30 protein-coding genes and 3 tRNA genes are annotated in these 26,645 nt (G+C 72.0%); 25 read left to right on the forward strand and 8 right to left on the reverse strand.

The genetic code is table 11. The features are described 5' to 3' along the window. From FHR36_RS00005 to FHR36_RS00015, 3 genes are all read left to right on the forward strand, one after another. The coding region (locus FHR36_RS00005; RefSeq protein ID WP_253792642.1) for a hypothetical protein at window positions 1–499 on the forward strand (499 nt) is incomplete at its 5' end. Window positions 500–593: 94 nt separating this feature from the next. Continuing rightward, window positions 594–2,651, forward strand: a complete 2,058-nt coding sequence (locus FHR36_RS00010) for an SPFH domain-containing protein (protein ID WP_253792643.1) — start codon at window positions 594–596, stop codon at window positions 2,649–2,651. Window positions 2,652–2,692: 41 nt separating this feature from the next. Further along, window positions 2,693–7,459, forward strand: a complete 4,767-nt coding sequence (locus tag FHR36_RS00015; protein ID WP_253792644.1) for a DNA repair ATPase — start codon at window positions 2,693–2,695, stop codon at window positions 7,457–7,459. Here FHR36_RS00015 and FHR36_RS00020 read toward each other — a convergent pair. The 4 genes from FHR36_RS00020 to FHR36_RS00035 all read right to left on the reverse strand — a co-directional run bounded on the left by FHR36_RS00020 (window position 7,387) and on the right by FHR36_RS00035 (window position 12,381). Then, window positions 7,387–8,457 (reverse strand): PucR family transcriptional regulator, encoded by a 1,071-nt coding sequence (locus tag FHR36_RS00020; RefSeq protein ID WP_253792645.1) that lies wholly within the window; start codon window positions 8,455–8,457, stop codon window positions 7,387–7,389. The two genes, FHR36_RS00015 and FHR36_RS00020, sit on opposite strands and share 73 nt — an antisense overlap. A gap of 312 nt (window positions 8,458–8,769) precedes the next feature. Further along, window positions 8,770–10,737, reverse strand: coding sequence for a hypothetical protein (locus FHR36_RS00025; RefSeq protein ID WP_253792646.1), 1,968 nt, complete (start codon window positions 10,735–10,737; stop codon window positions 8,770–8,772). A 112-nt stretch (window positions 10,738–10,849) separates the two neighbouring features. Next, a complete protein-coding gene (locus FHR36_RS00030) occupies window positions 10,850–11,536 on the reverse strand; it encodes an HAD family hydrolase (protein WP_253792647.1) in 687 nt (228 codons plus the stop codon). Then, on the reverse strand, window positions 11,533–12,381 hold the full coding sequence (locus FHR36_RS00035) for a GntR family transcriptional regulator (protein WP_253792648.1): 849 nt from the start codon (window positions 12,379–12,381) through the stop codon (window positions 11,533–11,535). The genes FHR36_RS00030 and FHR36_RS00035 overlap by 4 nt, the downstream gene beginning before the upstream one ends. 391 nt (window positions 12,382–12,772) lie before the next feature. Between FHR36_RS00035 and FHR36_RS00040 the strand changes: the two genes are divergently transcribed. From FHR36_RS00040 to FHR36_RS00130, 19 genes are all read left to right on the forward strand, one after another. Continuing rightward, window positions 12,773–13,057: a hypothetical protein gene (locus tag FHR36_RS00040; protein ID WP_253792649.1), complete on the forward strand. Its 285-nt coding sequence runs from the start codon at window positions 12,773–12,775 to the stop codon at window positions 13,055–13,057. Next, window positions 13,054–13,953 carry a DUF2637 domain-containing protein gene (locus FHR36_RS00045; RefSeq protein WP_253792650.1) on the forward strand — a complete coding sequence of 300 codons (900 nt, stop codon included), beginning with the start codon at window positions 13,054–13,056 and terminating at the stop codon, window positions 13,951–13,953. The genes FHR36_RS00040 and FHR36_RS00045 overlap by 4 nt, the downstream gene beginning before the upstream one ends. After that, on the forward strand, window positions 13,950–14,285 hold the full coding sequence (locus tag FHR36_RS00050) for a hypothetical protein (protein ID WP_253792651.1): 336 nt from the start codon (window positions 13,950–13,952) through the stop codon (window positions 14,283–14,285). Before FHR36_RS00045 ends, FHR36_RS00050 begins: the two co-directional genes overlap by 4 nt. After that, on the forward strand, window positions 14,282–14,659 hold the full coding sequence (locus tag FHR36_RS00055; protein ID WP_308199091.1) for an RRQRL motif-containing zinc-binding protein: 378 nt from the start codon (window positions 14,282–14,284) through the stop codon (window positions 14,657–14,659). Before FHR36_RS00050 ends, FHR36_RS00055 begins: the two co-directional genes overlap by 4 nt. 17 nt (window positions 14,660–14,676) lie before the next feature. Then, the gene (locus tag FHR36_RS00060) at window positions 14,677–15,126 is read left to right on the forward strand and encodes a hypothetical protein (RefSeq protein WP_253792652.1); all 450 of its coding nucleotides are present in this window, start codon (window positions 14,677–14,679) and stop codon (window positions 15,124–15,126) included. Window positions 15,127–15,145: 19 nt separating this feature from the next. Then, entirely contained in the window at window positions 15,146–15,283 is a 138-nt protein-coding gene (locus FHR36_RS00065; RefSeq protein WP_253792653.1) for a hypothetical protein, read from the forward strand. Between the two features lie 11 nt (window positions 15,284–15,294). Further along, complete coding sequence (locus FHR36_RS00070) at window positions 15,295–15,600, forward strand: hypothetical protein (RefSeq protein WP_253792654.1); 306 nt, start codon at window positions 15,295–15,297, stop codon at window positions 15,598–15,600. A gap of 27 nt (window positions 15,601–15,627) precedes the next feature. Continuing rightward, a complete protein-coding gene (locus tag FHR36_RS00075; protein ID WP_253792655.1) occupies window positions 15,628–15,819 on the forward strand; it encodes a hypothetical protein in 192 nt (63 codons plus the stop codon). A 113-nt stretch (window positions 15,820–15,932) separates the two neighbouring features. Further along, the gene (locus FHR36_RS00080; protein ID WP_308199092.1) at window positions 15,933–18,128 is read left to right on the forward strand and encodes an ATP-binding protein; all 2,196 of its coding nucleotides are present in this window, start codon (window positions 15,933–15,935) and stop codon (window positions 18,126–18,128) included. 152 nt (window positions 18,129–18,280) lie between these two features. Then, on the forward strand, window positions 18,281–18,538 hold the full coding sequence (locus tag FHR36_RS00085; RefSeq protein WP_301329725.1) for a hypothetical protein: 258 nt from the start codon (window positions 18,281–18,283) through the stop codon (window positions 18,536–18,538). Window positions 18,539–18,563: 25 nt separating this feature from the next. Continuing rightward, complete coding sequence (locus tag FHR36_RS00090; RefSeq protein WP_253792657.1) at window positions 18,564–18,752, forward strand: hypothetical protein; 189 nt, start codon at window positions 18,564–18,566, stop codon at window positions 18,750–18,752. A gap of 14 nt (window positions 18,753–18,766) precedes the next feature. After that, complete coding sequence (locus FHR36_RS00095; protein WP_253792658.1) at window positions 18,767–18,973, forward strand: hypothetical protein; 207 nt, start codon at window positions 18,767–18,769, stop codon at window positions 18,971–18,973. Continuing rightward, window positions 18,970–19,248 (forward strand): hypothetical protein, encoded by a 279-nt coding sequence (locus FHR36_RS00100; protein WP_253792659.1) that lies wholly within the window; start codon window positions 18,970–18,972, stop codon window positions 19,246–19,248. The genes FHR36_RS00095 and FHR36_RS00100 overlap by 4 nt, the downstream gene beginning before the upstream one ends. A 16-nt stretch (window positions 19,249–19,264) precedes the next feature. Beyond that, entirely contained in the window at window positions 19,265–19,957 is a 693-nt protein-coding gene (locus FHR36_RS00105; RefSeq protein ID WP_253792660.1) for a class I SAM-dependent methyltransferase, read from the forward strand. 11 nt (window positions 19,958–19,968) lie between these two features. Then, window positions 19,969–20,142, forward strand: coding sequence for a hypothetical protein (locus FHR36_RS00110; protein ID WP_253792661.1), 174 nt, complete (start codon window positions 19,969–19,971; stop codon window positions 20,140–20,142). Then, window positions 20,126–21,070 carry a bifunctional DNA primase/polymerase gene (locus tag FHR36_RS00115; protein ID WP_253792662.1) on the forward strand — a complete coding sequence of 315 codons (945 nt, stop codon included), beginning with the start codon at window positions 20,126–20,128 and terminating at the stop codon, window positions 21,068–21,070. Before FHR36_RS00110 ends, FHR36_RS00115 begins: the two co-directional genes overlap by 17 nt. A gap of 70 nt (window positions 21,071–21,140) precedes the next feature. Then, window positions 21,141–22,709, forward strand: a complete 1,569-nt coding sequence (locus FHR36_RS00120; RefSeq protein WP_253792663.1) for a YfjI family protein — start codon at window positions 21,141–21,143, stop codon at window positions 22,707–22,709. A 272-nt stretch (window positions 22,710–22,981) separates the two neighbouring features. Next, the gene (locus FHR36_RS00125; protein WP_253792664.1) at window positions 22,982–23,170 is read left to right on the forward strand and encodes a helix-turn-helix domain-containing protein; all 189 of its coding nucleotides are present in this window, start codon (window positions 22,982–22,984) and stop codon (window positions 23,168–23,170) included. After that, a complete protein-coding gene (locus FHR36_RS00130) occupies window positions 23,170–24,375 on the forward strand; it encodes a site-specific integrase (RefSeq protein WP_253792665.1) in 1,206 nt (401 codons plus the stop codon). Before FHR36_RS00125 ends, FHR36_RS00130 begins: the two co-directional genes overlap by 1 nt. A gap of 86 nt (window positions 24,376–24,461) precedes the next feature. Here the strand turns inward: FHR36_RS00130 and FHR36_RS00135 are convergent. The 4 genes from FHR36_RS00135 to FHR36_RS00150 all read right to left on the reverse strand — a co-directional run bounded on the left by FHR36_RS00135 (window position 24,462) and on the right by FHR36_RS00150 (window position 25,211). Then, a tRNA-Phe gene (locus FHR36_RS00135) sits at window positions 24,462–24,535 on the reverse strand. Window positions 24,536–24,565: 30 nt separating this feature from the next. Further along, window positions 24,566–24,639 (reverse strand) — tRNA-Asp (locus FHR36_RS00140). Window positions 24,640–24,682: 43 nt separating this feature from the next. Then, window positions 24,683–24,755 (reverse strand) — tRNA-Glu (locus FHR36_RS00145). Window positions 24,756–24,869: 114 nt separating this feature from the next. Then, on the reverse strand, window positions 24,870–25,211 hold the full coding sequence (locus FHR36_RS00150; protein ID WP_253794624.1) for a metallopeptidase family protein: 342 nt from the start codon (window positions 25,209–25,211) through the stop codon (window positions 24,870–24,872). A 70-nt stretch (window positions 25,212–25,281) separates the two neighbouring features. On the opposite strand from FHR36_RS00150, the gene crcB (FHR36_RS00155) reads away from it, so the two are divergent. From crcB (FHR36_RS00155) to crcB (FHR36_RS00165), 3 genes are all read left to right on the forward strand, one after another. Further along, window positions 25,282–25,812: a fluoride efflux transporter CrcB gene (gene crcB / locus FHR36_RS00155; RefSeq protein ID WP_253792666.1), complete on the forward strand. Its 531-nt coding sequence runs from the start codon at window positions 25,282–25,284 to the stop codon at window positions 25,810–25,812. A gap of 23 nt (window positions 25,813–25,835) precedes the next feature. Beyond that, window positions 25,836–26,186, forward strand: a complete 351-nt coding sequence (locus FHR36_RS00160; RefSeq protein ID WP_253794625.1) for a DUF190 domain-containing protein — start codon at window positions 25,836–25,838, stop codon at window positions 26,184–26,186. A gap of 61 nt (window positions 26,187–26,247) precedes the next feature. After that, on the forward strand, window positions 26,248–26,607 hold the full coding sequence (gene crcB, locus FHR36_RS00165; protein WP_253792667.1) for a fluoride efflux transporter CrcB: 360 nt from the start codon (window positions 26,248–26,250) through the stop codon (window positions 26,605–26,607). Window positions 26,608–26,645 lie beyond the last annotated feature (38 nt).

Here is a 26,645-nt window from a genome sequence, read left to right on the forward strand (position 1 = left end):
GGCACCACGGGACGGCGGGGGGCGTCACGGGCACCTCGGGCCCCAGCGGTTGCTGGGCCTTGGCGGGGTGCCGATCACCGTGGCGGTGTCGCTCGTGGTGGTGTTCGCCTGGTTCACCGCGCTGATCGGACGGGCCCGGACGGGCTTCGGCGGGGCGTGGTTCATGCTGCCGGTGGCGCTGGTCGGCGGGTGGGTGGGGGCCCGCCTGCTGGTGTGGCCTCTGCGCCGGCTGATGCCGGAGCCGCCCCCGCCGCCCTCGCACCGCGACTTCGTGGGGCTGGGCTGCGTGATCCGCACCGGGCGGGTCGGGCCCGACTTCGGGCAGGCCGAGGTCCGTGCGGCCGACGGTTCGTCCGCCGTGGTGCAGGTCCGCCAGAGCCGCGACGACGCGGCCGGTGCGGGGAACGTGCTCCGCGCCGGGGTCTGCGCACTCATTTACGACTACGACGAGGACGGCGCGTTCTTCCGGGTCATGCCCCTCCCGCCGTCCACCGGCTGACGCGGTCCACGCGGCCTGTCCCGCAGCCGTTCCGTCCGTCCGCCCGCGCGTCCGTTCACATCCATTCACGGCAAGGTCGTCCAAGGGAACAGCCATGTCTGTCGTCACCATCGGAATCGGCGTGCTCGTCGCCGTCCTCCTGCTCATCGGCCTGGGCACGCTGCTGCTCTTCGGCCGGCTGTTCCGCAAGGTGGTCCAGGGCGAGGCCCTGATCGTCTCGCGGCCCAAGAACGTCGACGTGACGTTCACCGGCGCCCTGGTCCTGCCGACACTGCACCGGGCGGAGGTCATGGACATCTCGGTGAAGACCATCGAGATCTCCCGGACCGGCCGGGAGGGCATGATCTGCAAGGACAACATCCGCGCCGACATCCAGATCACCTTCTTCGTCCGGGTCAACAAGACCGTCGAGGACGTCATCAAGGTCGCGCAGGCGATCGGCACCGAGCGGGCGAGCCACCAGGAGACCCTGCAGAACCTGTTCAGCGCTAAGTTCGCCGAGGCGCTGCGCACCGTCGGCAAGCAGCTCGACTTCGCCGACCTCTACACCCACCGCGAGGAGTTCCGGGACCGGATCGTCGCGGCCATCGGCACGGACCTGAACGGCTATCACCTCGAGGACGCCGCGATCGACCACCTCGAGCAGACCCCGATGGCCCAGCTCGACCCGACGAACATCCTCGACGCCCAGGGCATCCGGAAGATCACCGAGCTGACCGCGCTGGAGCACATCCGCACCAACGACTTCCAGCGCAACGAGGAGATGGAGATCACCCGCCAGAACGTGGACGCCCGGGAGGCCGTCCTCGAGCTGGAGCGGCGCCGCGCCGAGGCCGAGATCCGCCAGCGCAAGGGGATCGAGACCCTGCGCGCGCAGGAGGAGGCCGCCACCGCGATGGTCCAGGAGGAGGAGCGGCTCAAGGCCCACGGCGCGCTGCTGCGCACCGAGGAACTGCTCGGCGTGCAGCGGGAGAACCAGCAGCGGGAGATCGCGGTCGCCGAGAAGAACCGGGAGCGGGTGCTCGCGGTGGAGACCGAGCGGATCGAGAAGGACCGGCTGCTGGAGGTCGTCAACCGCGAACGCGAGGTACAGCTCGCCCAGGCGGACGTCGAGAAGGAGGTCGAGGTCAAGCGCCGCGGCGTGGCCGAGGTGGTGCGCGAGCGGGTCGCCGTCGAGCGCACGGTCGCGGAGCAGGAGGAGGAGATCAAGCGGGTCCGCGTCGTCCAGGAGGCCGAGCGCACGCGGCAGAGCGTGATCATCGCTGCCGAGGCGGAGGCGCAGGAGCAGCTGGTCAAGGACATCAAGGCGGCCGAGGCCGCCGAGCAGGCCGCGCACCTGCGGGCGAAGGAGCAGCTGGTGCTGGCCGAGGCCGGCCAGAAGAGCGCCGAGCTGGACGCCGTCGCCAACCTCCGCCGGGCCGAGGGCGAACGGGCCTTGGCCGGAGCCGCCGGTCTGGCCCAGGCCGAGGTGGCGGAGCGTCAGGCCCTAGCCGAGGCTGCCGGCGTGCGGGCCCGGCTGGAGGGCGAGGCCGCCGGCCTGAAGGAGAAGGCCGACGCGATCGAGAAGGTCGGCCTGGCCGAGGCCGCGGTGGCGGAGAGCAAGGCCAACGCGGAGGCCGCGGGCATCCGGGAACGGCTGCTGGGCGAGGCCGCCGGCCTGGAGAAGAAGGCGGCCGCGATGGCCGCGCTCGACGAGGTCTCCCGGTCGCACGAGGAGTTCCGGCTCCGGCTGGCCGCGGACAAGGAGGTCCGGCTGGCCGCGCTGGAGGTGCAGAGCAAGGTCGCCGAGGCCCAGGCGGCGGTGCTGGCCGCAGGCCTGGAGAGCGCGGACATCGACATCGTCGGCGGCGACAGCGTCTTCCTCGAGCGGCTGGTCGGGGCGGTGTCCTTCGGCAAGGGCATCGACGCGGCGGTCCATAGCTCGGAGACCGTCAAGGCCCTGGGCGCGGACTGGCTGAGCGGCGAGCGGAACTTCAGCGAGGACGCCACGGACGTGCTGCGCGCCCTGGCGGCCGGCGGGCCGTGGAACCTGGCCGTGCTGCAGCGGCTGCTCGCCGCCGGCGCTGCCGACGGCACGCTGCCGGCGGATCCGGCCCGGCTGCTCAACGGCACCGCCGCCGCCACCGGTGGCGCCAACAGCACCGGCATGTAACGCGAGGACGTCGGGAACGGCCAGGGAGCACAGGAAGAGACATGGGCGTCGAAGACGGCACCTACCGGATCCTGCAGGCGCGGCTCGCCGACCGTGCCGCAGAGCTGGGGCGACGGGCGCAGGAACTGAACGTCCTGCGCCAGGAGGCCTTCGGCGCCCGGGCGCTGGAGCTCACGGGCGCGGTCCGGCCGCGCACCGCCGGGGAGGGCAGGGCCTGCGGCATCGTCGCCGTCCGCCCCGGCGTCCTGCTGATCGGGACGACGGCGGCCGGCCTCGACCAGGACCTGCTCTCCCTGCACGCCCTCGACGGCTCGCCGCTCGACCCCGGCGCGGTCCCCGGCCTGCTCGACGACGAGCGGTTCCACCGCGACCTGGCCGAGCTGCTCCGGTACTACCGCGACGCACGGCTCGCCCGCCTGCTGCGCACCGCGTCCGGACGGCTGCTGGCGGTCTTCCGGACCGGTGGGAACGACGGTGACCAGCGCGTCCTGAGCTGGCAGCTCTCCGCCGACCGGGTCGAGTACCTCGGCAACCACGGCGAGCGCGACCTCCCCGAGCCGCCGGCCGACGAACTCGTCTGGACGACCGCCGGCCGCGAGCACCACAAGGACGGCCGGATCAGGACGGCGGACGTCTCCGTCGCCACCACCGGAGGCAGCCTCACCGTGCGCGCCGTCCCCGGCGACCGTCTGCTGTACGAGGAGCCGGTCGACGAACCGTTGCAGAGCCTCGCGGACGCCGCGGTCGCCCACGCGCGGGCCGGCGCGCTGCTGCTTCTGCGGATCCGCCCGTACAACGAACCCGCCGACCGGTACCTCGTCGTCAACACCCGCACCGGGTCGGTGCGCCGCCAGGACTCGCTCGGCCTCGGCGCCCGGCTGCTCCCGGCCGAGCAGGGCCTGATCTTCCCCGGCGGCTACGAGCTGGCCGACGGCACCCACCACGTCTTCCGCGCGGACGGCGCGGACGGCACCGACCACATGCGCTTCGACACCGTCCGGCCCGCACCCAACGGGGAGGACCTGCTCTACGTCCTGAGCAGCCCCACCCGCGCCCAAGTCCTGCTGCTGCCGTGGAACACCGTCCGCCGCGAGGCCGCCGCGGCCCTCCAGGGCGTGGCGCACACCGTGCTCCCGGACGGCACGCTGGTACTGCTCAGGCCGGACCGCCAGCCGGTCCGCACGCACGAGCTCCAGCTGTGGCAGACCCCCTTCCAGTCCGCCGACTTCGCCGCCGCGCAGCCGGTCGGTGACGGCCCGCTGGAGCGGATCGGCAACGCCGACCTGGTGGCCGGCATCGCCGACTGCCTCGAGGTGGTGCGGACCGCCACCACCGGGAGCCGCGACGACCGTGGGCCGGCCGCCGCCGATCCCGTCCTCGACGCCTGCACCAGGACGGCGACCCGACACTACTGGCTCGCCGACACCGGCCTGCTCGGGCCGCTCACCGAACTGCGCGAGGCCGCCGAACAGCTGGCCGCCGAACAGGCCCGGATCAGCGGGCTCGCCGCCCGCGCCGCCCAGGCACTGGAACAGGCCCGCGAGGAGGCCGCGGCCCTCGTCCGCCGCTCCCACGGCGAGCCGCCCACCGACGCCGACGGATGGACCGTCCACCTCACCGAACTGCGCCAGGCCCAGGGCCGGACCCGGACGCTCCGCGAGCTGCCGCAGCTCGACCTCGCCGCCCTCGAACGCGTCGAGGCCGAGCTCGCCGCCGAACTGACCGCCGCGATCGAGCGCGCCCTCGCGTTCTTCGCCGAACCCCGGGCCTTCGCCGATCCGCTCGCCGCGGCACAGCACGCCGCCGAGGAGGCCGAGTCGGTCACCACCACCGCCGACGCCGCACTGCTCACCGGCCGCCTCGGCGAGCAGGCGGACGCGCTGGCCACCGTGACCGACCTGGTCACCGGCGCGGTCGCCGCCGACCCGGCCGCCGGAACTGCCGTCCTGCTGGCCATCGGCGAAGTCCTGGCCGCCGTCAACCGGGCCCGCGCCGTCCTGGCGAACCGGCGCCGCACCCTGCTCGACGCCGAGCACCGCGCCGCCCACGCCGCCGAGTCGGCCCTGCTCGCCCAGGCGACCACCGCCGCCCTGACCGCCGCCGACGGGCCCGCCGCCTGCGACGACCAGCTCGCCCGGCTGCTGCTGCGCGTCGACGCCCTCGAAGCCCGCTTCGCCGAGGCGGAGGACCTCGCCGCCGACCTGGCCCTGCGCCGCGAGGAGATCCAGCAGGCCTTCGCCGCCCGCCGGCAGGCCCTGCTGGACGAGGCCGCCGCCCGGGCCGACCGGATCGCCGCCTCCGGGCAGCGCGCCCTGGAAGCCCTGCGCCGCAGACTCGCCGGGCTGGCCACCGCCGCCGACGTCCACGCCGCCCAGGCCGCCGACCCGATGGCGGTGCGCGTCCGCGCGGCGGCCGGCGAACTGCGCGGCCTCGACGACCCGGTGCGCGCCCAGGAACTGGAGGACGGCCTGCTCGGCGCCGGTCGCGCCGCCCTCCGTGACCTGCGCGACCGCGCCGACCTCTCCGAGGACGGCGGCGCGAGCGTCCGGCTCGGCCGCCACCGCTTCGCGGTCCGCCGCGAGCCGGTCGAACTCGTCCTGCAGCCCGATGGCGACGGTCTTGCGTTCCTCGTCACGGGCACCGGCTACCGCCGCCCCGCCCGGGTGCCGGAACTGCTCGCCGGGCGCGAGTTCTGGACCCAACCCCTGGTCAGCGAGTCACCCGCGCTCTACCGCGCCGAGTACCTCGCCGCCGCCCTGCTGCCCGGCGCCACCGACGAACCGCTGCTCGACCAGGTCCGTCGCGCCGCCGAACGCGCCCACGACGAGGGGTACGAGCGCGGCGTCCACGACCACGACGCCGCGCTCATCCTCGGCGCGCTGCTGCGCCTGCGCGCCGGCGCCGGGCTGCTGGAACACCCGGCCGAGGTGCGCGCCGCGGCGCAGCTGTTCTGGGCCCACGGCACGGACGACCGGCAGCGCGCCGCGTGGCGGCTGCGGGCCCGCTCCCTCGGCCGGGCCCGGGAGCGTTTCGGAGCCGGCGCCGCGGTCGCCGCACTGGCCGAACTGTCCGCGGAACTCGGCGACGCCGTCGACGCGTTCGCGTCCACGCACGGCCTGCCGACGGAGTGCCACGCCGGCGCCTACCTGGTCGAGGAGCTCGCCGCCCCCGCGGAGGGCTTCGCCACCAGCGCCGCCGCCCGCACCCTCCTCGACGGCTTCCGGCACACCGACGCCGCTCCCGCCCTCGCCGCCGACCTCGACGCCCTCGGCGACGACCTGCCGGCCCGCCGCCAGCTCGCCGCCGTCTGGCTCGGCGCCCACGCCACCGCCCAGGCCACCACCCACGCCCACGTCCAGCGGGCCGAGGAGGGCTCGGCCGAGGAGGGCCTCGCCGAGGCCGTCGCCCAGCTGTGCACACCCGGCCTGCCGCGCTACGAGATCGCCGCGCCCATCGGCGAGACCGTCCACGGCCTGCTCGGCACCCACCCCCGGCTCCAGGACGGCCGGCTGACCGTCCGCATCGACGAACTGCCGCATCGGGCAAAGCTGTTCCGGAGCGAACGGGCCCCCGCCCACCGCGCCTTCCAGCAGCGGCGCGCCGAAGTCCTGGCTGCCGAACGGACCCGGCTTCGGCTGGACGACTTCCGGCCGCGCCCGCTCGCCGGCTTCGTCCGCAACCAGCTCGTCGACCAGGTCTACCTGCCGCTGGCGGGACACAGCCTCGCGAAGCAGCTGGGCACCCTCGACACCGCCGCCACCACCGATCGCAGCGGCCTGCTGCTGCTCCTGTCCCCGCCCGGCTACGGCAAGACCACCCTGCTGGAGTACATCGCCGACCGCCTCGGCCTGCTGATGGTCCGCGTCGACGGCCCCGCCCTGGGCGCCGGAACGACCACCCTCGACCCCGGCCGGGCACCCGACGCGGCCGCCCGTCGCGAGGTGGAGAAGATCGTCTTCGCCCTGGAGGCGGGCAGCAACGTCCTGCTGCACGTGGACGACATCCAGCACGTCTCCGCCGAACTCCTGCAGAAGTTCATCCCGCTGTGCGACACCCAGCGCCGCATCGAGGCCGTCAGCGACGGCACCCCCCGCAGCTACGACCTCCGCGGCCGCCGCTTCGCCGTCTGCCTCGCCGGAAACCCCTACACCGCCCGCGGCCGGCGCTTCGAGATCCCCGACATGCTCGCCAACCGCGCCGACGTGTGGAACCTCGGCGAGGTGCTGACCGGACACCAGGAACTCTTCGCGCTGTCCTTCCTGGAGAACGCGCTCGCCGCCAACCCGGTGCTGGCCCCGCTCGCCGGCACCGACCCGGCCGACCTGCGCCTACTCATCGCCCTCGCCGACGGCGATCCGAGCGCCCACGCCGACCGGCTCGCCCGACCCGTGCCCGACCTGGACCGGGCCCTGGCCGCGCTGACCCGTCTGCGACAGGTCCAGCGGACCGTCCTGACCGTCAACAGCGCCTACATCGCCTCCGCCGCCCAGCAGGAGAACGACCGCTCAGAGCCGGCGTTCCTGCTCCAGGGCTCCTATCGGACCATGGCGCAGCTCGCCGCCCGGATCGACCCGGTCCAGAGCGAGGCCGAGATCGAGGCCCTGCTCGACGACCACTACCGCGCCGAGGCCCGCACCCTCGGCAGCGCCGCCGAGGCCAACCTGCTCAAGCTCGCCCTGCTCCGCAGCCGGGCCACCCCCGAACAGGCCGCCCGCTGGCAGGGCCTGTGCGCCGGCTACCCCTCGTCGCCCGCCGCACCCGGCCAGCCCAGCATCCTCGCGCCGAACACCGCCGTCTCCAGGGTGTAGCGCTGCAACGCGTCGTCCGGGTCGAGCCCGGTCAGCCGGACGACGCGCTCGACCCGGTACGCCAACGCCCGCACGCTCAGCCCTAGCCGCCGGGCCGCCTCCGCCGTGACGTAGCGCGACTCGGCGAGCGCCGTCAGGGTCTCCAGCAGCGGACCGGCACCGCCCCGAGTCGTCAGCAGCGGGCCCAGCACCCCGCGCACCAGCTCCTCCAGGGCGTCCCGGTCCCGCAGCAGCACCGGCAGCACCAGCAGATCGGCCGCGTGCAGCAACTGCCCCGGCAGGCCCAGCTGGCCGGCCTGCTCCAGCGCCGACCGCGCCTCCTCGTACGAGTGCACCACCCCGCCGGGGCCGCTGTGCGGCCGCCCCACCACCACCCGGCGGCCCTGGGTCAGCTCCGCGAAGGCCCTGACCGCGGTGGACTCCCCGGGACCGGCCGGCACGATGCACACCAGCCGTCCGTGCTTCACCGCCAGCAGCACATCCTGATCGCCGAACCGGCCGAGCAGCTGCCGCTCCAGTGCCCGCACCATGGGGTCGTCCAGGTCGTAGCCGTCGCCTTCGGCCACCGCGACGACGTGTGCGCAGGCCAGGTTGATCCCGAAACGCTCTGCGTGCTCGGCCAGCCGGCCCAGGTCGCTGCGGCTGCTCAGCAGATCCGCCACGAACTCCCGCCGGCCGGCCTCCTCCCGCTGCAGCCGCTCCCGGTACGCCCGGCTGTGCCCCGCCGCCAGCGCGGCCACCGCGGCCCGCAGCGCCGTCAGCGAGGCCGCGTCCACCTGCTGGCCGACCCAGACCCGTCCGGTCGCGGCCAGCCGCTCGTCGACCAGCTCGGCCAGCCCCCGGCCGTCCTGCGCCGCCCGGTCGCCGTACTCACGGAGCGCCTCCAGCTCCTCCCGCCGCAGCCGTCGCCCGCTCCGGGCCACCTCCGCCAGCACCTGCACCCACGCACCGTCCTCCGACGGCGCGGGCACCTCCGAGGCCGTTCCGACGGCAGCCACTCCACTTCCCCCGTCCGCACCCTGACAGCGACACGCCGACCCACGGTACGCACAAGCCCCCGCAGCGCAATGCCCGGGGCGAAGCAGGACGCCGGGACAGCAAAAGGCCCCCAGCGAGTTCTCACTGGGGGCCTTTCTGCCTTGCAGCAGCTGTGGCCAGGGCCGGGGTCGAACCGGCGACCTTCCGCTTTTCAGGCCGCTGCGGTAGGCCATGAGCTGGCCCGATCAGCAGGACGGCCGGTCCTAAGAGGTGTCCGGCCGTCTGCTTGTGTACGTCACTGTTGGCATACGCGTTGGCATACGGTGCGGTCGCTATTGAGTCGCGCGGCTTCCGAAGAGGCCACCGCCCTGCGTCAGCACCCGTTGTTCGACGTTGATGAGTCCGAGAAGCGCGGCTGACAAGGCCATCGGCTCAAGCAGCGACTGGACGTCGTCCTCGCCCATCACCACAGGGGCTCCGTCCTCCGACTTGGCCACGAGCGTGCCATTGAGACGCTGCGCGTGGACAACGTGAGCCACCGCTTCCTCGCCGTAGACGCGCTCCACGAGCTGCCGAACCTTTGCAGGATCCGCCTTGGGCCACACCTGATTCGACCAGTGGACGAATTCCTGCACGAAGACCGGGTGCTTCGAGTTCAGGTAGACCACGCCTCGGTACTCCGTACCGTCGATTACGCGCGAGTCGTTCTTGACGTAGTGCGCAAGGTGCTTCGCTTCCTCGGAATCGAAATCCTTCCACTCGAATGCCGGGTAACCGCCTCGTACCTGCGCAGTAGCGCCTGCGAGCTTGCCGCTAGCGTTTGGCACCAGGATCTGCCGGGGGCCCGCTGTGCCGCCAGCACCTCCAGGAGCTCCGGAACCGCTGCCAGCTCGGCCACCCCGGGCGGCAGGTGCGCCGGCAGCGGCGCCGGTGGGGGTCCCCAGGATCCGGCCGGCTGCGGAGCTGAGGACGCGGGACGCCTTAAAACGCGGGTTGAGGCGGTCGAGAATCCGGGCCAGGTTCTTGGCCATCGAGGGGTCGGAGTGGGATGACGTGGAGGCCCGTGCTGCGTCACGAGCCTTGGCCAGTTCCTCGGGGAAACTGTTGTAGAAGGCGTCTCCCCATTCCTCCCACGGAAGCTCCCGCCCCCCCTTGGAGATCAGAATGTGTCGAGATGCCTGCGTCAGTACACCCCATTGTGTGGGTCGGGTGTCGCTGTAAACCGGGGGGCGAACAATGAGCCAGGTTCGGTTCATGATTTCGTCAGTGATGCCGAACTGGCGATAGCGGGACTTGCTGCTATCCGAGTGGTACGCCTCACCCTGGTAGTCGACCACCACGGCCGGGCGTTGTGCAATGTAGTCCGAGGTGCCGCCGACGGCAGGGTGCGGCTCCGGAACGTAGAACCAGTCGACCTGGGTGCCGTGACTGTCGACGGCGACGGTTCCTTTTACGGCGCTCTCGGGGATGAAGTGCTTCAACCCGTGAACTCGCCGAGGGCGCCAGACCATCGTCCGCCCATCGGGAAGGGCAACGGTCTTGTCCTTGGTGTCCCGGCGCTCGTTGCTTCGCTTGGCGTAGAGATCAATGATGGTCGTCTCGATAGCCTGACCATTGCGCTCCGGAACGGTGAGGATCCGCCCGTTCATGTACCGAATGAGGTCGTCGGTAGTCTCGCCGCGAGACGGGTCGCCCATCCAGGTGTTGCTGTCGGGGCCGCTCCCGAGAAGCACCATGATCGTACCGGTGGTCATCCAGCTCGGCCGGATCCGACCCCAGTCGCACCCATGCTCGTTATCGACAAACGGAGTCACGACATCGGTGTAGCTGACGAATTCGCCGTTCTCGTCAGTTGCCATCCACTCCTTGAGAGCATAGTTGCCCTCGTCGTCGCGGTAGATCCAGAGCATGGCACCATCAGGTGCGACCTCGGTGTAGCTGATGACCACGACACCGTACGGGTTCCATGGCAGTACGGATGATTTGAAGCCCTGGCCGAAGTTTTCGTCCATCCCGATGGGCTTGCCGCCGCCGCCGAACGTCGTCAGGAAGTCCTTGAGGTCCGTCGGCTCCATGCCCTTGCCGTCGTCCATGATCGTGCGACGGAGGACGCCGAGCGTCTCTGCGGCCTGCTCTTCGATCCCGAAGTGGATGACGGTGGCTTCGCTCTCCTCGGAGTTCCTCCACGCCTCGCGAGCCCACTGGTAGCGGCCACCGGCCTCGTATGCCTGACGGATCAGGTTGGCCGTGGCGCTCGTAGGCACATGCACATACCTAGGCATATGCAGTTCTCCCAACACTCCCCTAGAGCGTGAGGCCCTAGAAGCTTCAGCAAGAGCAATCGCCCTTGCCAGTAGCCAAGTTACCTCACTTTCAACGAAATATGTGATCATCTTGCTGGCCTGGGGGCGATCAAGCCAGAGCGTCCGCGATGAGCTGCATCGAGTCGACTACGACGACCGCGCCGGCGCTGGACAGCCGAGTATCCTTCCCCGGCTTGTTGGCATAGCCAATGGTCGCCACTCCAGCCGCGTAGCCCGCTTCTACGTCCCTCGCGGCGTCGCCGATGAAGATGCACTCGTCCGGCCTGCTACCGGCAGCGTCCATCGCTGCCAAGAGAAGCCGCGGGTTCGGCTTCATGGAAGACGGATCGCCGGGAGAGCGACCGAAGATGCCAGTCACGTAGCCGCTGAGGCCGTGGTCTGAGAGGTATGCCTCGATTGCAGCCCCAGCGTTGTTGCTGACCACCGAGACAGCCCGGTTGGACCTCGCACAGGCACGCAGAACCGATTCGCCCCCCGGGTTTGGCCTGCCGATCCGTACCGCCTCGGTCTCAAGCGCGGCGAGAGCGGCATCTGCGGCTACTGCGAGGTCCGGGCGGGCGTCTGCGATCAGGCGAAGCAGGGCCAGTGGGTCGGTCTCGGTCTCGTCCCCGGGCGGGGCCTGCTCGCTGGCAGCGAGCAGGCCCAAACGGAGACGTCGTGCGACTTCCGGTGCCGCGAGCCCGGCGAAGACCGAGCAGACCGGGCCGTCGAAGTCGAGCAGGACGTGCTTCACCGGGCGAAGCAGGTCGACCAATGACGGGCTGGCGTCGGTCACGGCTGACGCTCGTAGGCGATCGTGGACCAGACGCTGTCGAACCACATCTGTGCCTGCTGGACGTACTGCGAGCCGAGCGAGGCGTCATCCGGTCCGGCGGCGTGGTGGAACAGTGTGGTGTCTTTGCCGGTGACGTCGTAGAACGTGTGGTCGTTGCCGTTGATCGCCACGGTCCGTTCACGGAGCGGGTAGAACCCGAAGAACGCCTCCGAGCGGTTCAGGATGTACAGCTTGAAGAGGCTCGACGCCCGGTGCACCTTCACCTGGACTGTGGCTTTCTGGACGAGACCAAGTTCCGCCAGCACCTCGACCGAGTGGGCGATGCCACCGGCGTTGGTCAGTGCGATGTTTCGGGCCCGCTCCCGGAGTGCCGGTTCATCCTTGAGGCTGTCCACAAGTACCGGCACGGCCATGGGCTCGTCGGTGTCCGGCAGCAGAAGGCGCACGGTGATGGATTCCGGGGCGAGCCTGCCCGAGCGGACCTTGTCGAGCGGTTCCTGTAGGGCGTTGTGGAGGGTCTCGCTGGAGAAGCCGGCGAAGTCCAGCGTCACCTGCTTCTGCTCGAAGGCGGCTTCGAGGTGCGGCCGAAGACCGACGGGCCGTGACGTGCGCTCGCGGACGAAGGACCCGCTGCCTTGCCGGGTCACGATCAGTCCCTCGGTCCTGAGCAGGTCGAGTGCCTTGTCGATTGTGCCGCGCGCCACGCCGAAGTGCTTGGCGAGTTCGGGGCCGGACGGGAGCTTGTCGCCGGTTTCGAAACCGGGCTTCTTCGTGAGGATCGAGGCCCGCAAAGAGCTGCTGACCTGCTGATACGGCGGGCGGGAGTCATCCGGATCGAGGCTCATGCACCCATGCTAGGGCAGATGCTCAACACACGCGAGAAACCCAACTCTATTGACCTGCCTAGGCAGGTTGTCTATGTTGAGTGTGTCGCAACCGAGAGATGCGGGCGCGGCAAGAGGGGCCTTCTTTGGGCTGCTCTGACCTGCGCAAACGTGCCCGGAGGGGTGGGGTGACAGCCCCCCGAAGGAAGCGCGCGTTCCTTGAGAACTCAACAGAGTGCTGATCAACGAACGAGTCACTTTGGTGACCGACCCGCTCCCTCATGGGCGGGTCGGGATCCATGGCTACTCGTGCGTGACGAGTGGTCAGGGCCATGAAAACGGGCCGCCGCGCTCCGGCCAAGGATCGCGCGGCGGCCCTCGGGCCCAACCGCCTACTGGAAGAGGTTGACCCGTGAAGTCGATTGTTGCAGGCCAGTGCGCCGTGGACCGAGATGAGTTCGCGGAGCTGGCGTTGGGCGTGGACGAGGAGCTGTTCGCCGGCGTGCCGGGCGAGTCGGCGGTCGAGCGGCGGGCCCGGATGGATGCGGCTCGGGATGTGCTGGCGGACCTGCGCCGGGAGGACCCGGACCTGGCCGCCTACGCCGAGCGCCTGATGAACCAGGCGCCGGTGCCGCTGCGCACCGCGCGCCGCACGGCCGCCGGCCGCGTGTCGGTGGTGCTGGGGGTGGCGGCGTGAGTCGCCAGGCGAAGTTCTGGATGGTCGCCGGCCTGCTGGCCGTGGTCGGCATGGCGTTCCGGGTGTCGTGGAACGCGCTGCGGGACGTGGCGACCGCGATCGGTGCCGACGCGGACGCCGCGTTCGTCTACCCGCTCGTGGTCGACGGCCTGATGGCCCTCGCCCTGGTAGCCGCCCTGGTCCTCCCGCAGGCCGACCGCAAGTTCGCCCTGCGGGTCCTGGCCGGGTACACCGCCGCCTCGCTGGTCCTCAACTACGTGCACGGCCTGGTCCCGACTCTCCACAACGCCGGTCGGACCCGACTGGCCGACTGGGCGCCCGCCCACTGGGCCCTGGTCCTGCTCGCGTCGTCGCTGCCGGTCGGCTCGATCTTCTTCGGGTCGGACCTGGTGGCGAAGGTGCTGCACCACAAGCCCGAACCAGCAGAAAACACACAGACCATCGCAAAACGGTCGGTGTCTGACCAGGGCGGTTCCGCCGACGCGGACCGGGTCGAGTCGGCGGACGAGTCGCCCGACCCGGAGCCCGCCGAGCAGCCGATCCCGAGCGTCCTGGCTGTTCCCGCCAAGGCAGTCGCGGCGGCAGTGGGTCGGCCGCGTCGGGCGACCGGGAGTGTTCCGCAGTCGGCCCGCGCGAAGGTGCCGACCCGCACTGCGGAGGAGTTGTTGGCGGAGGCCCGGTCGGCCACCGCCGACTGGCCCGAGGTGGAGCTGACCGCCGACCGGATCCGCGAGGCGGTCCGCACGTCCGCCGCCAACGCCCGCACCCTGCGCGACGCCCTCAAGGCCGAGCGTGCCGAGTCAGCCGACCGGCCCGCGCTGCACGCCGTTCCCGACCCGACCCCCACCACTGCCGACTCCGCCGATGAGGCGGAGGGCGAGGAGAAGGCATCGTGAGCACCGGTACCGCCGCCGAGCAGATCAACGCCGCCCGCGCCATGGTGACCATGGCCCTCGCGTTCTCCCACTTCCCGGCCCCCGAACTGCGACTGGACCGACTGCCCCAGACCCGGGACGGGAGCGAGTACGTCTGGGGCGTGAGCGTGTCCCTGCACGACAGCCTGAGCCACTTCGAGCAGTGGCGCGAGGCCCTGGGCCTCGACCCCGCCGACGTCGAAGCACACCTGAAGGGCAGCACGCACTGGCTGAACATCCTCGGCACCTGGGGCGGGATCCGCGTGCGCCTCACCGGCTTCTTCACCTTCCACGACCCCGCCCCCGCCCGGTGAGCCGCCCCCGCTTCTGGGACCCCGCCGGCGAGCGCTTCGGGATCCCCACGTTCCCCTGGCGGATGGCACCCGACGGCTACCTGACCCGCCGCCAGCTCCGCACCCGCGGGCTGCGGCCGAACGGCCAGCCCGTTGCGGCGCAGATCCTGTGGCACTCCCGCCGGACCAGGGACGGCATCCGGGCCGCGTACCTGTACCGGCCCGAACTCGCCTGCCCCGTCCGGCCGATGACTCCCGCCAAGGCCGCGGCGCTCGCCGCGGCGAACCGGGCCCGCCGCCTCTGCCCCGGCTGCGGGCGGGACGCGGGCTACGTCCTGCCGGCCCACCTCGGCACCTGCCTGCCCTGCGCCGACCCCGCCGCCCGCGCGGCCTGAGTCCTCGGAGACCTGCTGTGACCACCGCTCGCGCGGCCCGTTTCGCCGCTGCCTACGCCCTGCTCCGCTCGGCCGCCGATGTGGCGGACCACTGGGTGCAGACCGACCACCAGGCCCGCACCAAGGGCCAGCACGACCACCACGAGGGGCAGTCCAGCGCGGCCGGTCGCCGCGCCTGCGCCGCCCACGTCGCGACCTACACCGCCACCCAGGCTGCCGCCCTGATCGCCGGACCCCGGCTGCTCGGGGTGCGGCTGCGGCCCGGCCCGGTCGCCGCCGCCCTCGCCCTGTCCGCCGTGACGCACTACGTCGCCGACCGGCGCGAGCCGCTGCGGCGCCTCGCCGACGCCACCGGGAGCGGCCCGTTCTACCGGCTCACCGACTTCGGCATGAACGGCGCCTACGCGCTGGACCAGGCGTTCCACCACGCCTTCGAGACGTGCGCCGCCCTCATCGCCTCCGCCTGACCCCGAGAGGAGAACGACCGTGAAGTGCCACTTCTGCGACACGGACACGCCGGACGTCGAGCCGACCACCGACCCGTTCGCCTGGGAGATCAACGGCGAGGAGTGGGTCATCCCGCTCTGCGACAACTGCATCCAGCTCCGCCACGACGAGATCTAGGAGAGTCACCGATGTCCCAGACCCACGCCGAAACGCCCCTCACCACCGACGTCCTCACCCGGGCCGAGGAGGACCGGCGGCGGGAGGCCCGCAACGCGGCCCGCCGTGACAAGCGGCGGGCCGACCAGCGCGCCCGGATCGCCCGCCACGCCGCCCAGGAGCTGGTCACCTGGGGCCGCTGGGACGGCGACCGGCCCTGCGCCACCGAGCAGGACGTCATCCGCCGCGCCAACCACATGTACAGCGGCTACCTCAAGACCGAGCACATCACCGAGGCCGAGGCCGCCGCCGCGCTCGCGCAGGTCATCGGCGCCTGACCCACCCGGTAGACGGAGGAGAGACCGATGTTCAACGCCGGAGACAAGGTGCTGATCGTCAGCTGCGCGGACGACCCCCGGGCGGCCGGTCGCACCGGATGGATCGTCGACGAGGTCCCGCCCGGCCCCCTCACCCAGGGCCGGTGGACGGTCCGGGGAGTGGGCTTCCTGATCGGCAACCCGCTCTGCGAGACGCGCGAACTGCGCCTCGCCGACTGACCACCGCACCCCACCGCGTCACTGCACTGCCCCGGGGCGGCCGCCCAGCTTGCCGGCACGACGGCCGCCCCGGGTCCCCAACCTGCACAGCCTCTGTGAGGAAGGAACCACCAGTGAACCACCCGCAGAACCCGAACGACCCCGACCACGAGCTGTTCGCGATGCTGGAGGCGGACATGGCCGCCGACCACGCCGCGCAGGCCGCCGGCGGCACCGTGCTGGACTTCGACAAGGCCCGCACCGCCCGCCGCCCCGACACCACCCCCGACGCGGACGGGGACGACATGCCGTCCGTCTACGTCGACTCCCCGGCCCCGAAGGGCGACGCGTTCGCTGACCGGTGGGCGACCGCACGGGCGGCGAAGAAGCGCCCGATCATCCCCGCGTGGGCGAAGTCCAAGGCCGAACTGCACGACGCCGCGACGTGGCTGGGCGCGCACGTCGCCCACACCACCGGCTACCACGCCGTTCGTGCCCCGCTCTACGCCGCGAAGCTGCTGGTGCGGGCCCCGCGCGGGACCGCCCGGTTGGTGGGTGGGACGTGGCGGTGGGCGACCGACGCCGAGGGGCGCCCCGTTCGGGCGTCGGCCGTGCGGCGCGAGGACGTGCAGGATTACGTGATTCTGTCCAAGCGGCGTGACGCCCGGGTCCGGGCCCGGGGTGCGATCCTGCTGCTCGCCTCGGTGCTCGGGATCGCGTTCACGGCGGTGCTGCTGGTTGCCACCCCGGGCTGGACCCCGCTCGCCGTGGCCACCGCCCTCGCCATGGCCCTCGGGGTGGCCGGCGGGCAGGCGGATCAGCCGCTGATCGAACGGGCCGTGGTCGCGACCAAGGTGCAGCGCCTCAACTCCGACATGGTGGTCCGCGCGCTCGGCGCCCTCGGGAACGCCGAGATCAACAAGGCGCTGGCGAAGGGCGGCTCGGGGATCACGTTCCCGGCGCCGATCACCCGCGACGGGCCGGGCTGGCGGGCGGATGTCGACCTGCCGTACGGCGTGACGGCGGTGGACATCATCGAGCGCCGGGACCGCCTCGCCTCCGGCTTGCGCCGGCCGATGGGCTGCGTGTGGCCGGAGCCGGTCCACGACCAGCACGCCGGACGGCTCATGCTGTGGGTCGGCGACCAGGACATGTCCCAGACCAAGCCCCCGGCGTGGCCGCTCGCGAAGGCCGGCACCACCTCGCTGTTCAAGGCGCTGCCGTTCGGCACCGACCAGCGCGGCCGCACGGTCGAGATGACCCTGATGTTCGCGAACGTGCTGATCGGCGCCATGCCCCGCTTCGGCAAGACCTTCGCCCTGCGGGTGCTCATGCTGGCGGCGGCGCTCGACCCGACCGCCGAGCTGCACGTGTGGGAGCTGAAGGGCACCGGTGACCTGGAGGACGCGGAGAAGGTCGCCGCGGACTACGGCTCGGGCCCCGACGACGAGACCATTCAGGGCGCCGTCGGCTCGCTCCGGTACGTCCACAAGGAGCTGGAGCGCCGCTCCAAGGTGATCCGCTCCCTCCCGAAGGAGCGGCGCCCGGAGAACAAGGTCACCCCGGAACTCGCGGCGGACCGCAAGCTCGGGCTGCACCCGCTCGTGCTCATCATCGACGAGTGCCAGGAACTCTTCTCCCACTCGGAGTTCGGCAAGGAGGCCGGTGAGCTGGCCGAGGCCGTCATCAAGCGCGGCCCCGCGATGGGCGTGATCCTGATGCTCGCCACCCAGCGCCCCGACGTGAAGTCCCTGCCCGGCGGGGTGTCGGCGAACGTCGGCATCCGGTTCTGCCTCCGGGTCATGGGCCAGACCGAGAACGACATGGTCCTCGGCACGAGCGCGTACAAGAACGGGCTGAGGGCCACCACGTTCACCGCGAACGACAAGGGCATCGGCTACCTCGTCGGCGCCGCCACCGACCCGCAGATCGTCCGCTCCTTCTACATCGACGGCCCCGCCGCCGGGAAGATCATGGACCGGGCACGCGCCGCCCGGATCGCCGCCGGCACCCTCACCGGCATCGCCGCCGGTGAGCTGCCGGAGCGCGAGAAGTCCACCACCGGCCTGCTGGACGACCTGCTGTCCATCTGGCCGGCCGGGGAGACCAAGGTCTGGTCCGAGACCCTGGTCGCTGCGCTCGCCGCCCTCGACGCCGACCAGTACGGCGGGTGGGAGGCCGAACAGCTCTCCTCCGCGCTCAAGCCGCACGGCGTCAACGCCGGACAGGTCGGCCGCCGCATCGACGGCAAGTTCGTCAACAAGCGCGGCTTCGACCGCGCCGACATCGAGAACGCCGTCACCCAGCGCGACGACAAGCGGTCCGCCTGACCGATCGCGGGGTTGCTATCGATAGCGCCACAGCCCGCTATCGATAGCAACCCCGATAGCGCCCCATCCATGGCTTGACCAGGCCGCTAGCACATAGCGGCCTGACCTGTCGAAACCCCGAAACTCGCGTCAGGAGCCCCCTCGTGACCCCCATGGCCCTGGCTATCGCCTGCCTACTCGCCGTCACTCTTGGTTACGCCGCCGTGTGCTGGGTGCAGCCGTTCGCCCGCTGCCGCCGCTGCAACGGCCACGGCAACCTCCCGCCCCGCACCCGCCTGTCCCGCCGCCCCCGCCCGTGCCGGCACTGCGACGCGACCGGCCTGCGGCTCCGTGTCGGCCGCCGCATCCACAACCACACCCTCACCGCCCGGGACCACGCCACCCGGATCCGCACCGACGCCACCCGCTGACCCGCCATCGGAAAGGACACCGCCCATGCTCGTCACCGCCTCGCTCGCCGCCCTCTTCGGCCTCGGCACCGGCGCCCTCGTGTACTTCCGCCGCGTCACCGCAGGCGCCGCCACCCTGCTGTGGCTGTCCGGCTTCACCGCCGCCTCCACCGGCCTCGCCGGACCCGTCAACGACCTCCTCACCGCCGCCGTGCACGCCATCAGCAGCCACTGACCGGAGACCCCGCCGTGAGCCACAGCATCCGCCCGCTGGCCGCCGTCCACTTGCGCGAGGCCCTGACCGCCGCTGGCGACGGCGACCCCGCCGCCGCCCTCGCCGCGCTCATGCACATCGACCCGCAGTCCTGGGCCGGGATCGAGCACCGCCTGAACAGCCTCGGCACCACCCTCCTCGACTCCCTCGCCCTCGCGACCCGAACCGGAGGCACCCCGTGAGCATCACCGCGAACGCCATCATCGCCACCATCCTGTTCGGCCCCGGCATCCTCGGCGGCGCCGCCTACGCCCGCAGCCTCCGCGGCGCCAAGGCCGACTCCGACGCCATCCGGACCGTCCTCGCCATCTCCGCCTACGAACGCGCCCTCGCCGCCGCCGAGCAGGACGAGAACCCGGGCCCGCCCGACGGCGGCGAGCCCACCCCCGCCCCCGAGGCCGAGCCCACCCAGCAGCTCGCCACCGTCATCGACTTCCCCACCCGCCGCGCCGCCTGATCGAAGGGACCCCGACGTGAGGAACCTCGCCCACCCGGCGCTGAAGGTGCTGGATGCGTTCTGCTGCGCGGGCGGCGCCGGCACCGGCTACCACCGCGCCGGATTCGACGTCACCGGCATCGACATCAACCCGCAGCCCAACTACCCGCACCGCTTCGTGCAGGGCGACGCCGTCGAGTACATCCGCGAGCACGGCGCCGAGTTCGACTTCATCCACGCCTCGCCGCCGTGCCAGGCCGGATGCACCCTGACCGCCGGCACCAACAAGGGCCGCGTCTACCCGCAGCTCATCCCGCCCGCCCGCGCCGCCCTGGAGTCCACGGGGCGACCGTGGGTGATGGAGAACGTCCTCGGGGCGCCGATCCGCCGGGACATCACCCTGTGCGGGGAGATGTTCGGCCTCGCCGTCGTCCGGCATCGGGGTTTCGAGGCCGGCGGCGGTCTGGTCCTCGATCAGCCCGAGCACCGGCCGCACCGTGGCCGTGTCGCCGGAATGCGCCACGGCAAGTGGTACCAGGGCCCGTACTTCGCCGTGTACGGCAACGGCGGCGGCAAAGGCACCGTCCAGCAGTGGCAGCACGCCATGGGCATCCACTGGACCGCCGACCGCCGCGAACTGGCCGAGGCCATCCCCCCGGCCTACACCGAGCTGATCGGCCGCCAGGCCGCTGCACAGCTCGGCGCCGGGCCCGCAGCCCTCGCCGCGTAGGAACCCTCGCCGTGGCCGCTCTGGACTGGCGCGACGCCCGGCACTACGACCGCACCCGCAGCCTCCCGTGCCGCTGGTGCGGTCGCCCCACCCCGCTGCGCGATGAACAGCGCAGCCCCTCGCACAAGGTCTGCGCCGAGCAGCACCTGACTGTGGAAGGAGCAGAGGTTGACCACGACCGATGACCCGCTGGCCACCGTCCTCGCCCTGGCCGAGCGTGACTGGCACGTCTTCCCGCTCGCCCCGAACAGCAAGTACCCCGCCCTCCACGGCGAGGACGACTGCCCCGGCACCGGGCCCTGCGCCACCGGCCACCAGGGCTGGGAGCGGCGGGCCACCACCGACCCTCAGTTGATCCGCCGGGCGTGGGGCCACGGCCCGTACGGGATCGGCCTCGCCTGCGGCCCCTCGGGACTGGTGGTGGTCGACCTCGACCGGCCCAAGCACTCCCGGGACCTGCCCCCGGCCCGGTGGGCAGGGCAAGGCATCACCGACGGGATGGACGTGTTCGCCGCGCTCTGCGAGGAACACGGCCGGTCCATGCCCACGGGCACGTTCACCGTTCGCACCGGCAGGGGCGGCATGCACCTGTACTTCGCCGCCCCCGCCGGGGTGGTGCTGCGGAACACGACCGGGGAGAAGGGCAACGGGCTCGGCTGGAAGGTCGACACCCGCGCCGCCGGCGGCTACGTCGTCGCCCCGGGCAGCACCGTGAACCATCGCCCCTACACGATCACCTTGGACGCCCCGGTGATGCCGCTCCCGGACTGGCTGACGGCCCTCCTGACGCCCAAGGACCCGCCGCCCGCCGCCCCGCTCGACGTGGCGGCCGTGCGGGCCAGGATCGGCCGCCACAGCGCCTACGTGCGGGCCGCCGTCACCGGGGAGGCGGAGAAGGTCGCCACGGCCGGTGAGGGCACCCGCAACCACCAGTTGTTCGCGTCCGCCGCCGCCCTCGGACGGCTGGTCGCCGCCGGAACCCTCCCCGAGACGGACGCGGTGGACGCTCTCCTGAGCGCCGGTCAGGGCAACGGCCTCGGCGAGGCGGAGTGCCGCCGCACCATCGCCAAGGGCCTCGCCCGAGGCGGCAACTCGGTGGGGCGGGCGGCATGAGCAACCGTCACCCGTCCTGCGCCAAGGAGAAGCGCTTCTCCTTCTCGCATCGCCCGAGGGGGCGTGCCGAGTGAACGCCCCTGACCGCCCCGGCGGGTCGCTGTTCACCGAAGGCTGGCAGGAAGACGTGCCCGCCACGTTTGCCGAGCCCGGTCCGGAGCCGTGGGAGACCCCGATCCCCCTCGGGCAGGCCCGGACCCTGCCGACCTTCCCCACCGACGCGCTGCCGTCGTGGCTCCGCGCGATGGTCGAAGCGGTGGCAGAGGAGACCCAGACCCCGGCCGACCTGGCTGGCGGGCTGGCGCTCGCGGTGCTGTCCACAGCCTGTGGAGGGCGGGCCGTCGTCTCCGTCCGGGGCCGGTGGCGCGAGCAGGTGAACCTGTACATCGTGGTCGCCCTGCCGCCCGGCAACCGCAAGAGCGCCGTGGTCTCCCTGATGATCGCGCCCGTGCTAGCGGTGGAGAAAATCCTCCGGGAGCGGGCCGCCGGGAGCATCGCCGAGGCCGAGATCACCGCGAAGATTGCCAAGGCCGCCGCCGAGAAGGCCGCCGCCCGCGCCGCCGGCGCGGAGGGCACGGACCAGGACCGGCTGACCGCCGAGGCAATCAGCCTCGCCCAGGCCGCCGAGCGGGCCGCCGTGCCCTACCTGCCGCAGCTCATCGCCCAGGACGTGACCCCGGAGAACGCCACGACCCTGCTCGCCGAGCAGGGCGGGCGCCTGTCGCTCATGTCCGCCGAGGGCGGCGGGATCTTCGACATCATCGCCGGCCGCTACAGCGGCAAGCCCAACCAGGAGGTCTACCTCCAGGGCCACGCCGGTGACATGCTCCGCGTCAACCGTCAGAGCCGCGACTCCCAGTTCATCGACGCCCCCGCCCTCACCATGGGTCTGGCCGTCCAGCCGTCCGTCCTCGACGACATCGCCAAGGCCCCGGGACTCGACGGCCGCGGCCTGCTTGCCCGCTTCCTGTACGCCCTGCCGAAGTCGCTGGTGGGCTACCGGGAGCTGGAGCCCGACGAGATCCCGGACGCCGTGGCCGAGACCTACTCGGAGAACATCCGCAAGCTCACCCTGGCCATGGCCGACTGGACCGACCCCGCCGTCCTCACCTTCAGCCCCGAGGCGACCGAGGTGATGCGCGAGCACCGGCGCCAGGTCGAGTACCAGCAGCGCCCCGGCGGCCTGCTGAAACCCATCACCGAGTGGGCCAGCAAGCTCGACGGGGCCGTCGCCCGGATCGCTGGCCTGCTCCACCTCGCCGCCCACCCGGATAACGGCTACACGATCCCGATCAGCGCCGACACCCTCACCAACGCCGCCCGCATCGGTGCCTACTACACCGCCCACGCCCTGACCGTCTTCGACGCCATGGGCGCTGACCCCGCTCTCACCAAGGCCCGAACCGTCCTTGCCTGGCTCCACGCGAACCCCGCCGCGACCGTCACCAAGCGGGAGATCTTCCGCGCCATGCCCAACGGCACCTTCCCCGCCGTCGCCGACCTCGACCCCGCCCTTGCCCTGCTCGAAGAACACGGCTGGCTCCGCCAGGAACCTCCGCCCCCGCGCACCGGCCGAGGCGGGCGCCCGCCCTCCCCCCGCTACCAGACCCACCCCGACATCACCCGCCCCGCCCGCTGATCCCCCGACACAACCGACAGAACCGCCACAACCCCCGCCCACCCCTCCGACCAGCAACAACACCCAGCACCACCCCGCCGACAGAACCAACCCGAAACTCCGACACAACCCCAGCCCGCCGCCGGCCAGGGGTTGTGTCGGAGTTTCCATCCGGTTCTGTCGGCCACCCCGACAACTGAAAATCTCCAGCTCAGAGCCGATCAGCAGAGGTTGTGTCGGTTCTGGCGGTTCTGTCGGGCCCGGCCCGGCCGCCAGAACGTGAGAGGACCGCCATGGCCACCGCCGCGCCCGAAGCCCTGACCGTGCCCGAGGTCATGGCCGCGCTCCGCCTGAGCCGCAGCAAGGTCTACGACCTGATCCGTTCGAAGACCCTGACCAGCTTCACCATCGGCCGCTGCCGCCGTGTGGCAGCCGACGACCTCACCACCTACATCCGCAACCAGAGCAGGAGCAACGCCTGATGGCCAAGCGTGCCAACGGAGACGGCAGCATCACCTACCTGAAGAGCAAGGGTCTCTACCAGGGCCGGGTCTACGTGACCACGACCTCCGGCGTCCCCAAGCGGGTCGCCGTCTACGGCAAGACGCGAGAGGAGGTCCGGGAGAAGATGACGGCACTACAGGCCCAGGACAACCAGGGCATCCCGACCCCGGACACCAACGTGAAGATGGCGGACTACCTGGCGTACTGGCTGGCCGCCGTCGTCAAGGTCAACCGCCGCCCCAAGACCTACCAGGGGTACGAGAGCGTTGTCCGAGTCCACCTGATCCCCGGGCTGGGAAGCCGGAAGCTGAGGACCCTCCGGGCCGCCGATGTGCGGACCTGGCTCGCCCGGGTGGCCACCACCTGCCAGTGCTGCGCGAACGGGTGGGACAAGGCCCGCAAGGAACCGACCTGCTGTGCGGCGGGGGAGTGCTGCAACACCCGGCTCTCTCGCCGGATGGTGCAGTCGATCCATGCCGTCCTGCGGAACGCGATCGAGAACGCCGTCCGCGAGGAGCTGATCCTGCGGAACGTCGCCAAGCTGGTCCAGGTGCCCACGCCCGACTACGGCACCGGGAAGGGCCTCACGGTCCCGCAGGCGCGACTCCTGCTGAAGGCGGCGAGCGCGGACCGGCTGCACGCGCTGTACGTGCTGGCGCTGGCCATGGGGATGCGGCGCGGTGAGTTGCTGGGGCTCCACTGGTCAGCGATCGACCTGGAGCGCGGGACGCTGATCGTGTCGAGCAACCTTCAGCGCGTGGACGGCGCTCTCCAGCTCGGGCCGACCAAGACCGCGTCCTCGCTCCGGACGCTGCCCCTCCCGCCGCTGGTGGTGACGGCGCTCCGGGAGCACCAGGAGCGGCAGGCCCACGAGCGCGCGACGGCCGGCGACCGGTGGAAGGAGACCGGGCTCGTGTTCACCAGCAGGGTGGGGACCGCGATCGAGCCGGACAACCTCCGGCGGAGCTGGTACCCGCTCCGTGAGCGGCTGGGCCTCACGCTCCGGTTCCACGACCTCCGGCACACGTGCGTGACGCTGCTGCTCGACCTTGGGGTGCCGCCGCACATCGTTCGGCAGATCGCCGGGCACAGCGACATCGGCGTGACGATGAAGGTCTACGCGCACGCCTCGCTGGACGAGCAGCGGAAGGCGCTCGGATCGCTCAGCGAGCGACTTGCCTGAGTCGTTGGCACACCGGTTGGCATACCGGGCAGCAAAAAGCCCCTGGTGAGCGATCTCACCGGGGGCTTTTTGCTGCTCAAACGCTGTGGCCAGGGCCGGGGTCGAACCGGCGACCTTCCGCTTTTCAGGCGGACGCTCGTACCAACTGAGCTACCTGGCCGTACTACTACGCCGCCTCTTGCGAGACGAGCGATCCCGACGGGACTTGAACCCGCGACCTCCACCTTGACAGGGTGGCGAGCTAACCAACTGCTCCACGGGACCTTGTGTGGATTGCTCCACGAAGGACCTTTACTACGGTACTGCGTGCCCCCAACGGGATTCGAACCCGTGCTACCGCCTTGAAAGGGCGACGTCCTGGGCCACTAGACGATGAGGGCTTGCGGCCCGTCCTGCTGTTTCCAGCGTTCCGGGGACGTCGAGAAGCATATGGGATGCCGGGCGGAACACCAAAACGGATTCCGCGCGCGTCGCGGGACGGGTCCGCGGGTGGGTCAGGACCAGCCGAGCTCGTGCAGCTCGTGGTCGTCGAAGCCGAAGTGGTGGGCGACCTCGTGGACCACGGTGGTGCGGACCTCGTCGACGGTCTCCTCGTACGTCTCGCAGTGCCGCAGGGTGGGGCCCATGTAGACGATGATCCGGTCGGGCAGCACGCCGGCGTACCACTCGCCGCGTTCGGTGAGCGGGGTTCCCTCGTACAGGCCGAAGAGGTCGGGGGTGGAGGGGTCGGGCTCGTCCTCGACGAAGACGGCGACGTTGTCCATCATGGCGGCCAGTTGCGGGGGGATCTGGTCGAGCGCATCGGCGACCAGCGTTTCGAACTCGTCCCGGGTCATCTCCACCGCCTCATTGTCGGGTCCCGGGTGACGGCGTGCCAGGTGATCGACGCGGGTGTTTCACTGGAGTATGCGTTCGGACCAGACCCGTCCGCCCGGCTCCCCGCCCGGCTCCGCCCCCGGTTCTCCGCCCGCCGCGCCCGGACCGGCCCCGGCGCCGCCGGCCCGTCGGCGGGCCCCGCTGCTGCGCGGGCAGGGCCCGACAGTCGCCGTGGTGGCGCTCGGCGGGGCGATCGGGGCGTGTGCGCGGTACGGCGCGGGGCTCCTGTGGCCGACTCCCGTGGATGCCTTCCCGTGGACGACGTTGCTGGTCAACGCGGCGGGCTGTGCGGTGATCGGGGTGTTCCTGGTGCTGATCACCGAGGGGCCGGTGGCGCCGCACCCGCTGCTGCGGCCGTTCTTCGGCACCGGCGTGCTCGGCGGGTTCACCACGTTCTCGACGTACGCGGTGGACGCCCAGGGGCTGTTCGACCACGGTCTGCCCGGGCGGGCGCTGGCGTACCTGGTGGGGACGCTGGTGATCGCGATGCTGGCCGTGTGGGTGGCGGCCGCGGCGGGTCGCTGGGCGCTCGGGGCGCTCGGACGGAGGCGGCCGGCATGAGCGGGTCCGCGGGAGACGCCGGGATGCCCGGGTCCGGGCTGCTCGCCGGGCCGGCGCTGCGGTTGACGGTGCTGATCGGCGAGAACGACCGCTGGCACCACCGGCCGCTGTACAGCGAGATCGTGCACCGGGCGCATGCCGCCGGGCTGTCCGGGGCGAGCGTGTTCCGGGGGATCGAGGGGTTCGGCGCGTCCTCGCTCGTGCACACCGCCCGGCTGCTGTCGTTGAGCGAGGACCTGCCGGTGGCGGTGGTGGTCGTGGACGCCGAGGAGCGGGTGCGAGGATTCCTGCCGCAGCTCGAGGAGCTGGTCGGTGAGGGGCTGGTGCTGGTCGAGCCGTGCGAGGTCGTGCTGCATCGCAGGCGGTCCCCGTGATCGGTGGTCCGAGGGCGGTGGAGCGAGGACGGGTGGGCCGAGTGAGGGCGGGGCGCGGCGAGTGAACTGGTTGCTGGTGATCGCGGGCGCCCTGGTCGGGGCGCCGCTGCGCTACCTGACCGACCGTGCGGTGCAGTCCCGGCACGACTCGGTGTTCCCGTGGGGGACGTTCACCGTGAACGTGGCCGGCTGCCTGCTGCTCGGGCTGCTGGCCGCCGTGGCGCCGTCGAACGTCCGGCTGCTCCTCGGTACGGGGCTGTGCGGGGCGCTGACCACGTACTCGACGTTCTCGTACGAGACCCTGCGGCTGGTGGAGGGCGGGGCCCGCCTCTTCGCGGTGGCGAACGTGGTGGGGACGCTGCTGGCCGGCCTGGCAGCGGTGTACGCGGGCCAGGCGCTGGGTCACGCGCTCTGGGGCTGACGGGCGACTCCCCGCGCCCTGGGGCGCAGGGCGGCGGC

This window comes from Kitasatospora cinereorecta (assembly GCF_024172095.1).
Taxonomy (GTDB): Bacteria; Actinomycetota; Actinomycetes; order Streptomycetales; family Streptomycetaceae; genus Kitasatospora; species Kitasatospora cinereorecta.

Excerpts from the sequence above, each read along its gene's own strand:
- FHR36_RS00160 (WP_253794625.1), top strand. The coding sequence starts at position 25,836 with ATGCCCGGGTCCGGGCTGCTCGCCGGGCCGGCGCTGCGGTTGACGGTG.
- FHR36_RS00150 (WP_253794624.1), bottom strand. The coding sequence starts at position 25,211 with ATGACCCGGGACGAGTTCGAAACGCTGGTCGCCGATGCGCTCGACCAG.
- FHR36_RS00070 (WP_253792654.1), top strand. The coding sequence starts at position 15,295 with ATGTCCCAGACCCACGCCGAAACGCCCCTCACCACCGACGTCCTCACC.
- crcB (WP_253792666.1), top strand. The coding sequence starts at position 25,282 with ATGCGTTCGGACCAGACCCGTCCGCCCGGCTCCCCGCCCGGCTCCGCC.
- FHR36_RS00085 (WP_301329725.1), top strand. The coding sequence starts at position 18,281 with ATGGCCCTGGCTATCGCCTGCCTACTCGCCGTCACTCTTGGTTACGCC.
- FHR36_RS00130 (WP_253792665.1), top strand. The coding sequence starts at position 23,170 with ATGGCCAAGCGTGCCAACGGAGACGGCAGCATCACCTACCTGAAGAGC.
- FHR36_RS00125 (WP_253792664.1), top strand. The coding sequence starts at position 22,982 with ATGGCCACCGCCGCGCCCGAAGCCCTGACCGTGCCCGAGGTCATGGCC.
- FHR36_RS00090 (WP_253792657.1), top strand. The coding sequence starts at position 18,564 with ATGCTCGTCACCGCCTCGCTCGCCGCCCTCTTCGGCCTCGGCACCGGC.
- FHR36_RS00015 (WP_253792644.1), top strand. The coding sequence starts at position 2,693 with ATGGGCGTCGAAGACGGCACCTACCGGATCCTGCAGGCGCGGCTCGCC.
- FHR36_RS00010 (WP_253792643.1), top strand. The coding sequence starts at position 594 with ATGTCTGTCGTCACCATCGGAATCGGCGTGCTCGTCGCCGTCCTCCTG.
- FHR36_RS00035 (WP_253792648.1), bottom strand. The coding sequence starts at position 12,381 with ATGAGCCTCGATCCGGATGACTCCCGCCCGCCGTATCAGCAGGTCAGC.
- FHR36_RS00075 (WP_253792655.1), top strand. The coding sequence starts at position 15,628 with ATGTTCAACGCCGGAGACAAGGTGCTGATCGTCAGCTGCGCGGACGAC.